The 13,416-nt window shown below is 43.3% G+C and carries 7 protein-coding genes; 2 read left to right on the top strand and 5 right to left on the bottom strand.

Translation table 11 applies throughout. The features are described from left to right. Positions 1-89: 89 nt before the first annotated feature. From HWQ37_RS24595 to HWQ37_RS24615, 5 genes are all read right to left on the bottom strand, one after another. The gene (locus HWQ37_RS24595; RefSeq protein ID WP_292752101.1) at positions 90-1,811 is read right to left on the bottom strand and encodes a right-handed parallel beta-helix repeat-containing protein; all 1,722 of its coding nucleotides are present in this window, start codon (positions 1,809-1,811) and stop codon (positions 90-92) included. Beyond that, positions 1,808-5,713 carry a TonB-dependent receptor gene (locus HWQ37_RS24600; RefSeq protein WP_292752104.1) on the bottom strand — a complete coding sequence of 1,302 codons (3,906 nt, stop codon included), beginning with the start codon at positions 5,711-5,713 and terminating at the stop codon, positions 1,808-1,810. Before HWQ37_RS24600 ends, HWQ37_RS24595 begins: the two co-directional genes overlap by 4 nt. After that, the gene (locus HWQ37_RS24605) at positions 5,710-7,251 is read right to left on the bottom strand and encodes a DUF11 domain-containing protein (RefSeq protein WP_292752107.1); all 1,542 of its coding nucleotides are present in this window, start codon (positions 7,249-7,251) and stop codon (positions 5,710-5,712) included. Before HWQ37_RS24605 ends, HWQ37_RS24600 begins: the two co-directional genes overlap by 4 nt. A 202-nt stretch (positions 7,252-7,453) precedes the next feature. After that, positions 7,454-8,017, bottom strand: a complete 564-nt coding sequence (locus HWQ37_RS24610; RefSeq protein WP_292752110.1) for a hypothetical protein — start codon at positions 8,015-8,017, stop codon at positions 7,454-7,456. Positions 8,018-8,189: 172 nt separating this feature from the next. Continuing rightward, complete coding sequence (locus HWQ37_RS24615; RefSeq protein WP_292752112.1) at positions 8,190-10,745, bottom strand: beta strand repeat-containing protein; 2,556 nt, start codon at positions 10,743-10,745, stop codon at positions 8,190-8,192. 824 nt (positions 10,746-11,569) lie between these two features. Between HWQ37_RS24615 and thrC the strand changes: the two genes are divergently transcribed. Then, positions 11,570-12,874, top strand: coding sequence for a threonine synthase (gene thrC / locus HWQ37_RS24620; protein WP_292752115.1), 1,305 nt, complete (start codon positions 11,570-11,572; stop codon positions 12,872-12,874). 97 nt (positions 12,875-12,971) lie between these two features. Next, positions 12,972-13,250 carry a ubiquitin-like small modifier protein 1 gene (locus HWQ37_RS24625; protein WP_292752117.1) on the top strand — a complete coding sequence of 93 codons (279 nt, stop codon included), beginning with the start codon at positions 12,972-12,974 and terminating at the stop codon, positions 13,248-13,250. The last annotated feature ends 166 nt before the right edge of the window (positions 13,251-13,416 follow it).

Below are 13,416 nucleotides of genomic sequence, written 5' to 3' on the forward strand. Positions count from 1 at the left end.
TCTCTAAATTGTTGCAATTCGGACAGTGCGATCGCTTATTTTTAGGTTTAGCAACGTGTAAAAAAAATAACAGCATATCAAGATTTATCCTAGTGATTGTTCTTAGATAGATCAATTGACCGGACTATCACGTTGATAGCAGGTTCAGAAGTACCATATTGGGGATGAGTAGCGATCGCACTGAAGCGATCGCCCGCTTTTAGGTTTCCCGATTTATACGAGAATCTACCATCAGAATTCACATTCACCTTTGCAATTACTTTATTTAGCGTCCCCGGATTTTCCGTATCTTCACTAACTCGATAAATTTCTACTACAGAACCAGGGCTAGCAAACCCATCTAAAACCACTGTTCCATCCTGGGTACTAATGAAAAATTCTGGACTCAAAAAGCGTGGGGCATCAATGCCAAAATTACCTGTTTTGCGATGACGCTGATATGTGTCATTTACCGGATTCGCCCCATCACCTTGCTGATAGTCTTGCACACCAACATGGTATTGAGTCACCAAGTCAATGCTCAATCCTTTTAAATCAGCAAACTGATTATTTTGAATCCGGTTTCCCTGGCTTGGGGGATAAGCCGCTACTACCACACCTGGCCCAGACTGATCGCTAATCTGGTTATTGATTACTTCATGGTTATTACCCATCAAATAAATCGCCGCCCGTCGCAACATCTGACCATTATTTGCGATCGTATTAGAATCAATTTTTACTGAACCTTCTGGCTTAAAAAGATATACTGCACTACCAGCATTTTTATCGATTTGGTTGCCGATAATTTGAGAATTATTAATTAGCCCTTCTAAACGAATAGCATCAGGCATTCCAGCAAAACCATTGCCAGTAATAATATTGTTTTTAACTAGCAAATTTTCTGCTCTAACTGAGGTAATAATGGCGCTACCATCATGATTAGCAATGCGGTTATTTTGGATAACTGTATTTACACCATTAAAAACAGAAACTCCAAAGGCAGAATTGCTTGGAGGTCTAGTTTCAATGATAATATTTGGTGATATACCCAACCAGTTATTTTCGATGACGACATTCGTTGGTGGTGGTTGTTTAATATCGATTGGGCTAATGAAAATATCCGCAGGGGGAAGACTCGCCGTATCACCGTGGCGAGAAGTGAAACCATAGAGGCTCAAACCCCGAATCGTGATATTACTTGCTGCTACCGTCAAACCGCGAAAAATTACAGAATTATATGCGGGAGTTATGGTGACAGTTGGTGTTGGCACTGAGTTAAGATACTGCCCTTGCCCCAACGGCCCTAACTGCCCTAACTGGTTCCCAGTCTGTAGGCTGGGAACCCATTCTGGGAGGCTCCGCCTCCTCTTTGTTGACGAGAGGCAGAGCCTCTCGAAATACATTCCCAGCCTAGAGGCTGGGAACGAGGTTAACGAGGTGACACAAGCTTTTGAGCTTTTTTTAGTGCCATTGGTAACAGATGGTGTTGATGTGCCTTCAATTACTAAGCCTGGATTAGTCAGAGGTGGTAAGATTTCTCTGAGTTGGATAGTATTTTGTTCGGAAGGCAAATTAAACTCAATGCGGGACGTACCTTTAGCAGCGAGAGATTGCACTTGAGTTTTTTCGCGATCGCTCAACTTATCAATAGACAAAGTACCATTGACAATGGCGATCGCCTCACGTAAAGTCACGACATCATCAGCTTTGATAGCGCCATCTTGATTACTATTCACCACAACTCGCACAGACAAGTTTTGAGTCTGACTAACAGCAATATCTGGTAGTGTCACCAGAAACAAAAAAACAGCTAGACTAATTTGAAGTTTCATATTTTCCCTACCTCTGTTACCTTGCCCCTTTGCTGGCGGATTTTTTGGATCAGGGTTTGCACTGTGGACTCTTTGTGCTGACGGGGAGCAATCTTTTGTTGTCCAAAGCCATCAAACAATTCGTTGAGTTTGACTGTTAAACCTAAATACGCACCTCCCGCAGAACGTGCGCCAGAAAAATCTCGGTCATCAACTTTACCAAACACGTATCCAGCCGAAAGGCGCAGATTAGGAGTCAGATAGTAACCTGTTTCCAAAACAAAGCCTGTCTCAGAATAGTTAGATTGACCAATCCAACGAGCCTCACCGACTAAATCCCAGCTATATCCCAAACGATAAGTTGCTCGCAATTGAGCCAGATTAACTGTGCTAGTACCAGCTAAATCGTTGGCTATGTAAGAAGTACTATTACGTAGAGCATACTTACCATAGAATTCCCATTGCCAGTTAGGAGCATAGATAGTTTCTAATGCGAAGGTATGGTCTTGGGAACCCGTACCACTTCCTAACAAAATGGTGTCAGGGATGGTTGAAGGATTTTGACGATATTCATAACGCAATAAAGCATTAAAGTTATCGTTGTTTGGGTCACGGTAAGCTAAACCCAACTTCAAGTTAGCGGTATCTCCCAATCCTGAAAGCTTTTGATTGGAAGAACCGGCTTGTTGATAACGTACTAAAGCCGTGAGAGCCGGAGAAATTTTACCTGTAGCCCCGGCGGTAATTACTGTATTACTACCACTAGAAGATGAGCGATGTTCATAGCGGGCGCTAGCTTGAAATTGCGGATTATCAGTGTATTCCAACCCGACGCTATAACTATCACCACCCTCAAATCCGATCGCTGATGCAGATTGACCAACAGCAAAGGGTTGAGCAAATTGTTGACCTGCTCCAGTCCGTCCGAAGAAGTTCCCAAATACGTGTTCGTAAGCTGTGTTTAACCGCAATCCTGGAGCAATAGTCCAACGGTTATTTAGACCGATCGCCCCTTGGGTAGTCATTTCATTGGCACCACCCAATATTGAGTAACGACCGGTCAAGGTAGTATCTGATCCGAGTTTGTGTTCACCGTTGACACTCAAGCTGGTGATGGCATTACCCGAATATTGACCACTAGTGTAAAACTGTTGAGCTAGACTGACATTGACACCAGGAATTACCGCCCAATTCAACCCTAAAATAGTCCGATCTGGATAAACACTATCTTTTTGGGAAGATAAGCTGAGTTCATTTTGGGCTTGGAAAGTCAGGTTTTTAGCTAGAGGAACTGAAAAACGCGATCGCAATTGATCGGAATTACCACTTAAAGCAGCGTCGGGGATGCGGTCTTCTCGTTGACGATGAATCCAATCCACATCGAGAGTAGCTTTACCTAAACGTTGTTGAATACCGGCGGAAATCGTTGTCAGGGAATTATCAACCTTACTTCCAGGTATGGCCTCAGAACGCGGAGCAAAGAGTTCTTCTAAGGTATCTAGTGGTTGGGGAGCAATACCAAAATTGTCTTCGTGGTCATATTGCACCCTGACGTTAGTGCTTGGGGTAACTTTAGCTGTAACCTGCGCTCCATAACGAGTTTGTCCGGGGACAAAGCTGATGGTGGCATTATTGGCAAAACCGGTATCAGCAAAACGATAATAGGCGCGGCCTTGAATCCCATTCGCAATTTGTCCCTCAGCTTCTAACCGATACGCATCACCTCTGACTTTTCCTACCACATCAGAATCATTACTAGAATGGGCATATTCTGCGATTAATCTACCCTTTTCACCCAAAGAAATCAGTGCATCTGCACCGTAGAGTTGAAAGTCACGCACTCCCTGATGTTCTTGGACGTAAGTTGCTCCAATCCAACTTTCCTGGTTCAACTTGCGGGAAAGATTATATTGCAAACGACCAGCATAGATACTGCCGTCAGAGTCTTGGCTGTCGTATTGATAGGTAACAACAATCCGACGTACCAATACTTGTCCAGCTTCATCAATATCAGTACGAAGAATCGGTTCGCGGAATATTAAGGTACCGCGATCATAGTCGATTTCGTAGTCTGGTCCTCGGTTTAGCTGCTTCCGTTTTAGTACAGTACCAGGACGATTGAGTTCTTCTAACTCAATAAAGACATTTTCACTACCTGGTTGTAATATTCGGCGAGAGAGGAAGTAATAACCACTAGTACCATCGGGAGCAATAGTATCTCGTTGAAAGCCTTCTAAATGGTTGCCATACAAACCTGTAATTTGTAAGTCTCCTAAGTTGTAGTTGGCTTTAAAGCCGTGGAGTTGACGGGTGATAGAAGTAAATTGCTGCGATCGCCGCGCAAATTCTTCTGTGTTGTAGTCACCCCACATGGCATAATCAGGACTGGAGCCAGGGATACTAGTCGATCGCTCAAGACGCAGAAATACACTGTCAATAGAAGGAGTGACAACATCAACTTTCGAGCTATCGCCGTAGACAGGATAGTTTTGCTCGCTAGATTGGTAAGTTCTAAACAGGCGATTATTGCAGTCGCAATCTTCATTCAGACTACGAGAACTGTTATATGCACCTGTAAACAACCATTCGCCGATCGCACCAGTCGCAAATACTGCTGAGTGAAAATCTAATTGCGTTCCGTTGTTTTTGTCAGGAGGAAGAAAATCACGGAAACTGCCGTAATAATTTGTCCCTCTAGCGCCCAAACGTAAATCTACTACCCCTGTCACCAAACTTGGACGGAGTGCGGTTTCAAATTGTAGTTGAGTAAAAGCTTCTAAATCATTAGCTGTGGCGCGAATTGTGACAGTTTCAGCTTTGAGTTGCGATCGCAAACTCGCTGTAAATTGTCCTCCTTTCGCCTCCACTTGAAATCCAGGTTGATCGGGTTTGAAGTCTGTTCCCACAAACTCTCCAGCACTGGGTATCAAAGTGATAACAGCATCGCGGTTAGAGCGATTACCATTAGCATCAATCAGTTGACCCTTGATTGTAGCCGTCGAACGTCCATCTGCGGGAATACGAGACTCAACTGTTTCTAAAGTTAGTTTTCCTGGCGCTCCCCGGACTGCAACTTGCACCGTTACAGGGGGTTCTGTTGCACCAACAACTTGTGCAGATATGGTGTTTATACCTTCTTTTAACGAGACACCATACCATGTCTGCGTCATTAAGTTAGTAGTGGCATCAGTTTCCGTTCGTCCAATTAAGGAAGAGTCTGCTAAGTTGCCATTCACCCGCAATTCCACTTTACTACCAACAGGAAATTGCAAAACGACGGTGGTAGCTTGTACATCTACAACACTGTCAGGCGTTGGAGTCAGGATTTTGATTCCTGTAGAGATGGGGGGGGATGGGGGAGATGGGGGAGGTGGGGGAGGTGGGGTAGTTTCGGCTACTCCGGCAATTTTGCGTAAACCTTTAGGTAAATCGACAGAAGTTGCTGGCTGAAATGGTTGTATTTCTGTTGGAGAAGCTTGAAACTGTTGCTCAGTGTCTTTGGCTTCGTCGTTATTATCCTCTACTCCGGCAATTTTGCGTAAGCCTCTAGGCAAATTAACCGAAGTTGCTGGTTGAAATGGTTGTATTTCCGTTTCAGTTGGCTGGATATCTGCAATTGAAGGATTAGTAGCTGGTGCTGGAGGAGTGGAGGCAATTTCTAGAGGTGCAAACTGCTGCTGAGAACTTCCCAAAAGATCGGCAGAATTTAGGCGTTGCTGAATTCTTCTCCTTAGCTTTGCACCTTTGTCTTCAAACGTTTTCATAGCTGGGTTAGGCTGCGCCAACATGGGCTTCTGGCGATCGGAGTTTTCGCTGAGTTCTGCTTTGACTATTGCAGGATACAAAACGAGGCTGAGAGCTACTACTGGCATCGCCCCCATCAATTTCAGATTAAATATACTATGGTGCAGTCTGGGTTTCATTTCTTGACTGGCTCCTGAAATGTGGGGGTGACAGCGAAGTTCATGCGTACCAAGCCACCAGGCTCTAAACGCACCAAACGAGATTGACTATTCCGTTCGCGGAATTTTTGGTTAGGAGCTAAGGTATAACCAGGGAGACTGCTGAGGTCTAATACACCTGTGTGGTATCCAGGTAAGGCATTAGCTAAGGAGAACAAACCATTGGGATCTGTAGTGATGCGGTTTCCGTCCTCCAGAAAAATCACTGCATTTGGGATTCCAGGTTCACCGGGTTGCTGTTCACCGTCAAAGTTTTTATCAACAAACACGCGACCGATAATCGTGCCACAGTCAGAAACAATTCCAGGACTAATTTTCAATTGATGGGTTGCTGGGCCATCCTTGACGCTAAAATTGTTATCATCTCGTTGGGCATTTGCGATCGCACTATTACGACCATCACCACGCAACGAATCGGGTGTTAGTTGAGCAGCATAGGCAATATTCAAGACTTTCTCGCTAGGAATCGTGACGTTTGTGCGGAATGTCACTGTGTTACCATTGCGCTCTGAGGTAATCGCCACTGGTTGACCATCCACCTCTCCCCGCAAAACTTTCGGCAAAAAATCGAATCCTAAAGGGAGGCTGTCGGTGACAAATATATTATTCAAACCAGCATCAGCAAGATTTTTTAGCGACAGGCGATAGATTACCGTATCTCCAGGTTCAGCAGCAGCGCGATCGCCTGTTTTGATAATCTGCAACTGATTGGCTTGGCACATATTTGTAGTGAATTCAAAGGCTGATAAGTCTAGTCCTACTGTTTCTGCATTAGGAACTACAACAACTGTTTGCTCTACTCTGGTTTCGCCTGTAAGATTGATTGGTTGACCATCTAGAGAACTAGCTACATATCGCACCACATTATTACTTTGTGTGCTAGTGCTAGTAAGAATTTCAATCTTGATCCGTCGCTGTTTGTAGATAGAATTTGGTGGTGCATTGACTACAAAAATGTAGATTCTACCCGGATCGGTTTGACCTCTATTCGGATCGAGTAGGAAATTGTAGACACCCGCAGGGTCATTGTTAAGAAAGTAGGGGTTACTATTCTCGGTATTTGGCGATTTACCGCCAGGAATTTTGTTGTTAGGAATATCTGGGAACTCTGTTCGAGTTAAAGCAAGCAAGCTACCCAATTCTGTCCCCGTTGGGTCGCTAGGATTAGGTTCATATAAGCCAACTGAAAAATTTGTATAGTCAGGTAAAATTGAGCCAGCGCAACCTAAAATCCGTCCTAATGGATCGATTAATGGTGCAGGAGTAACACTAAGCTGACTAGAATTTCCTTGATATTGATAATTAGTAGCCGAATCTGTATAAGTATAAGCAGCTTGATTGATGAATGGCACAGACGCAGCCAGATTCTTAGTCTGTTGTGCGATCGCTGGTAAAACTATAGTAGTATGCAAAAAACTTCCCAGGAGAACAGTTGTTGTTAACCGTCGCCACCAGTTCTTGCTAGAAGTAATTTGCTTTTGGTATTGAGGACGGCTCACGGAACATATCTCCTCTGGGATGCCAAGCTTGTTATTAATAAAAACACTGCTTTATTTAGGAAAATCTAAATTATGAAATGGGACTTACTGCAAGTAAACTGCCACAGTAATCCGATTTGATTATGTAAAACATTCGGTGAAACTTGTTCTTGGTCATTTATAATTACAAATGACGAAGGACAAAAAACAAGCCTAATTTCAATTACCGGACTTGGGTTTGATAAGTCGCCTTGACTGCTGTTTTGGCTGCAACTGACGGAATCTGTAAACGGATGTGGGTGTAAGCAATGGCTGGTGCTGGTTTAGTTTCCACTTTGCCGTCAGGAAGAGTAACTTTAACAGTGGGATTTTCGACAAAGCTGCGCCCACCATCAATGCTGTAACTAATTTTTGCACTATTGGTTACACTAGCAGACTTAAGTACGTATACCATTCCTTTGGGAATTGGTTGATTGAGAGTCAAATTAGTGACTGGGCGATCGCTCTTATTTTCGCCAGTTAAGGTATATCGCAACACATCACCGGGTTGTACCACAGCTTGACCTTTTAAAGGTTGCCATGTTTTGCTTTGCTTACCTTGTTGATCCTGTGCAACCACTTGCTTTTCTGCTTCTAAGCGCAATTGAATTTGCCCTTTAGTTTGGACATTTTGAGCAACGGCACTTGTAGAATGCCAAATATTAGCCACTCCGGGAACTTGACTAACAAATGGTACTGTAGCAATGAGTGCGATCGCTCCTAAACCTGCAATAGAAAGACGCTTCATAATTAATAACCTCAAAAAACTTTCACAATATTGATTACTGACTTATCTTTCCCCGTTTTGCTAGGGAATAATCAGTTTGTAGTTAGCGGTTTATGGCTAAATCGCCAACTACAAATACAAATGCACTTATTACACCCCTCTTTATTGGCAAAGAGGGGTGAAGTCAAACTATCTAGTTAACCTTGCGTTGGAAGGTAAACGTTCTTTGAACACCAGGCGCAACTTGTCCGGTTGCAGTATCTACATACTTGGTGACATCGGTAGTAACGGTAGTTCCAGTTTGGTCGATGCCAGAGCTAGTAGCTGGATTACCACTGAAGAACTGAATAGTCGAAGCACCAGAATCTTGAGCTGAACCAACAACGTTGCTAGTATCAATTTGAGTGTTGGTATCGTTGTCTTTCGCCCAGTTGTTGGGGGCTTGTGTACCATCTTCACTAATCACGACTTTGTTAGCATTCAAAATCACGTTACCGGTTCCAGCTTGAGCATCAGAAATATTTTTGTATCTGATTTGGTACTCAATAATGTTGCCTGGAGCAGGATTTCTGGGTACATCAGCAACTCCTGAATTCGGATCGATACCGTTAAAAGCTGGTGTAGATTCAAAGTCATCTTGACCTGTACCAACAGATGGACCGGTTCCTGGCAGAACTCGTGACACTTTCACCAGTTTTAAGAAACCAGTGTAGACGCGATCGATAGTGGTGTTTGTGCTAATAGCCCCGCTGACATTAATGGAAGCAATAATGGGTACAGGGAAGCCAAATTCTGTATCGCCAGCGTAGTCAGCGATCGTATCAGTTGATAGAGACGTGTTAGCTGGTAGATTAACTTCTACACCATAGTTGACAGTTGCACCAGGAGCAACGTTAGGAATTGTAATTGGTGTACTAGCTGTTGTAAAGATTCCTGTTGCTTGATCGTAGGTATAGACAGCAGAACTACTAGCATAGGTAATAGTTACCTGAGTGCCATTTGGTAAATCTAGTTTATTTGTTGGTTGCGTTGGAGCTAGTGTAATAGTCCCAGGGTTAGTACCACTATTACTAATGGTGTTGGTGAAAGCAACTGCTGAGGGGTCTAATTTGGAACCAGGTAAGGTATTAGCAGGAACAAGTGAAGATTTGTTAGTGAAGTCATCGTTAGTCAGACCTGAAGGCCCAGTAGCATCTGGCTTATTCTGTGGCCCGTTAAGTACTGCTGAGGCTACAGGTGCTTGAATTGTAAAGGTGTTTGCTTCACCACCCGTTGAACCATCGCCAGTGTTGTTGTTAGCTGTGTCAACACCAGTTTCAGGAGATGCTGGCGTATCAATATAGCCATCATCAACACTGGTAAGTGGCAGAGTATCAGGAACACCATCAGCATTGGTATCTGTACCAGGAGGAGGAGTCATAGCACCTGGAGCGCCGTCGTAGTTGCTGGGATTTTGGTCGCCAGATTCATCGTATACCGGGGCGTTAGTGCCGGGTGTTTGACCAAATAATTGAGCGATGTTAGCAACGGTTAAAGGTGAAGTTGCACCTGATTCAATTGCTAGTTGAATTGAGAAGCCATTGACTGTTGTACCAGGAGCGACGGAAGTAACGGTTCCTGGCTTATTGATAAAACCAACGCGAGTGACTGAGGCTAGAGAGGCTGGTGCTGTTCTAGTCCAACTAGCTGTATTCGCATCAGTTGTAACTGGATCGACAGAATAGACAGCTTCCCAACCAAGAGGGGGAGTTGGTGCAACTGCCAAATCAGTACCCGCAGGAATGGCATCAGAAACTAAGATATAGTTGCCAGGATTACCATCAACTGTAATGCTTGTACCTGTCAAAGCGGCTGGGGTAATTCCTTGTCCTGTAGGATCGTTAGACTCAACTCGCAAACTTAAATCGTAGGTAAGTTTGTCATCTGTAATCGCTGTTGTGCCAGCATTGTTGTAAGCACTGCGAGTCTTAAGAACAGTGGCTAAAGAGAAGGTTTTAACAGTTGTACCAACTTTGATTTGCTCGGTAGAACTAGCTTCACGAGTACCGTTAACTGGTACGCCATTTACTTCACCAGGAGTATTATCGGGGTTATCTACGGTGTAAACGTCACCACCATCTGGACTCCGCAATTGGTTTTGAGCATCCCCAGGGGTTTCACCAAGGGTAACGGTAATGATGTCATTGGCTTGAGCGCCAGCTTGGACGGTAACTGGTACACGCACTAATACACTACCACCAGGGGCGATGGAGGGTATGATTGCCTCTGTGCCAGTGATATTTTGCCAAGTTGTGCCGCCATCAGTGCTGTATTGGAGGTTATTGGGTGTACCACCATTTGGTAATGTGCCGGAAACTGTTCCAGGCCCAGTTGTTTTAGCTAAGTTAGGAACCCGGAATTGGGTTGCGTCGTTACCTACGTTTGTCAAAGTGTAGGTGTAGATGAGTAAATCACCAACCGCAACAGTACCACCATTGCTATCTGTAACTCCAGAAGCGTTGAGAGTGATACCAGCAACTTCTGCCACAGTTACAACAACAGTGTTTGAGGCGGTATTTATGGTTGTCCCTGGATCGTTAGGATCTTCGTAGGTCGCTGTCGCCGTGTTGCTGATGGATTGACCCGCAGCTGTACCGTCAGCTAATACAGGTGCAATAAATTGGAAAAGGCTACTAGTTAATAATGCTGTTGCTACTACAGATTGATAGCGCTGGCGTTTCTTGTTAACTGATCTGTTTCGGTTTACCATAGAAGTAGTTTGTTTATTTGCTGAACTTGTATCTTGGACTTTAAGACAGGATAAGGTTCGGCAATTCCTTTAAGAATGACCGATTACATCTACCCAAAGCTTTGACGTTTCACTTTGGAAATACATCTTTAAGGAGTTAAGTTATTTACACTCCTTAAAAATTATCTTGAGGCAATAGGCAGAAATATTTACCAACTTTTTTGATGCTGACCTTTAAGAACCAGGCTAGCGATCGCAAGTATCTTTAACTTCTGATTGTGTCCCTGCTGATTTTCTTGATACAAGTATAAATGTAACTTTTATAGCAAAAATAGTCTTCAGTGTATATAAGTAACTTCGATAGCTGTCAATAATTGCATCAAAGCTGAAAAATTAACTTTAATTTTGCAATATAAATAACTTTAATTATAAGCAAAAAAGACTACAACCTATAGACAACAATGCTTTTGGCTCTTTATTGCTATATATTCAGACTACTCAGCACAGTTCTTTTAAATCGAATAAATAAAATTAATTAAGTGATTGAGATCACTAGAAAGTGATGATAAGTTAATTCTATGCAATTTTGTCATATATAAAATGCAATTTAGTCATAACAGATATCAGTGTTAAAACTGAGTAGCACGAGCTACTGCCTTGATTTGTAAAATAAAACAGTTCAGCGTAACTACTAAATTTGGTGATTACTGAGTATAAAAGGTTTATAAAAATCATTCCTTTGATTACCAAACATACCCGACAAAATTTGTCGGGTATGTTTGACTGGTATTTTTGCTCGTGTTACTATCAAGCGACAGTGACAGACAAACAGGGAAAGCTAGTTTATGACTCAGGCAATCACAACCCAAACTACAACCAGCACTGCCTACTTTCAAGCCTTGAAATGTAAGGAATGTGGTGCAGAATACGAACTCAAGGCCAGTAATGTTTGTGAGTTATGTTTTGGGCCGTTAGAAGTAAAGTATGACTACAACGCCCTACGTCTGACTGTCACTCGTGAAACAATTCAAGCTGGCCCCAATTCAATTTGGCGCTATCGTCCCTTTTTGCCCGTCGCCACTGACAATGTTATAGATGTGGGAACGGGGATGACTCCCTTGGTTCGTTCTCACCGTCTTGCCCGTCGCCTGGGTCTAAATAAACTTTATATAAAAAATGATGCCGTTAATATGCCCACCCTGAGCTTTAAGGATCGGGTGGTGTCAGTCGCTCTATCGAGGGCGCGGGAGTTGGGTTTTACTACTGTTTCTTGCGCTAGCACGGGTAACTTGGCAAATTCTACAGCTGCGATCGCAGCTCACGCCGGTTTAGATTGCTGTGTGTTTATCCCCGCAGATTTAGAAGCCGGTAAAATTCTTGGTAGTTTGATATATAGTCCCACGCTGATGGCCGTTAAGGGTAACTACGATCAAGTCAATCGTCTCTGTTCGGAAGTTGCGAATACATACGGCTGGGGTTTTGTCAACATTAATCTCCGCCCTTATTACTCTGAAGGTTCTAAGACGCTAGGCTTTGAAGTTGCAGAACAACTAGGCTGGGAACTACCCGATCATGTAGTTGCTCCTTTGGCATCTGGTTCGCTCTTTACAAAAATTTATAAAGGCTTCCAAGAATTTGTCGAAGTTGGTTTAGTAAAAAACAAGAGCGTGCGTTTCAGTGGCGCTCAAGCTGAAGGTTGTTCGCCCATCGCCCAAGCCTTTAAAGAAGGACGCGACTTTATTAAGCCAGTCAAACCGAATACAATTGCTAAATCCCTAGCGATCGGCAACCCAGCAGACGGTATTTATGCTGTGGAGTTAGCTCAGAAGACTGGTGGTAATATTGAATCAGTCAATGATGCCGAAATTATTGATGGCATCAAGTTGCTGGCAGAAACCGAAGGCATCTTCACAGAAACGGCTGGTGGTACAACTGTGGCCGTGCTGAAAAAACTGGTAGAAGCTGGCAAAATCGATCCAGATGAAACTACCGTGATTTACATCACCGGCAATGGTCTAAAAACCCAAGAAGCAATCCAAGGCTACGTTGGTGAACCCTTGACTATTGATGCTAAACTAGATAGTTTTGAACGCGCATTAGAGCGATCGCGTACTCTCGATCGCTTGGAATGGCAACAAGTTCTCGTTTAATTATGAGTTAGGAGTTATAAGTTACGAGTTTTTTTATTCCTAACTCCTAACTCCTAACTCCTAACTTCTCACTCCTAACTCTTCACTTTTTACTTCTATGGCTGTAAAAGTTTTAGTTCCGACGACTCTTCAGAGTTTTACTAATAATCAAGCTACTTTAGAATCTAGCGGTAGCACTATTGCTGAATTACTAGATTCCTTAGAACAAAGCTTTCCTGGTATTAAATCTCGGTTGTGCGATGAACAAGGTAAGCTACGCCGGTTTGTAAATTTTTACGTCGATAGCGAAGATATCCGCCATTTAGATGGTATTAACACAACTCTTAAAGATGGCGATGAAGTAAGTATTGTCCCAGCTGTCGCCGGTGGTTGTTAATATATAGCATTTTGCATTTAAATGAAGTACATTCTTCACACCCCTTAATCCCCCCTTTATAAGGGGGAAATTGTCAATCTAGTTCCCTCCCCAATACATCTACGGTGTATACACAAGTCTGAAATAGCTGATTAACCAAGGTTTTACCCCACCCTAACCCTCCCCT

Source organism: Nostoc sp. NMS4 (genome assembly GCF_017115095.1).
Classification (GTDB): domain Bacteria; phylum Cyanobacteriota; class Cyanobacteriia; order Cyanobacteriales; family Nostocaceae; genus Nostoc.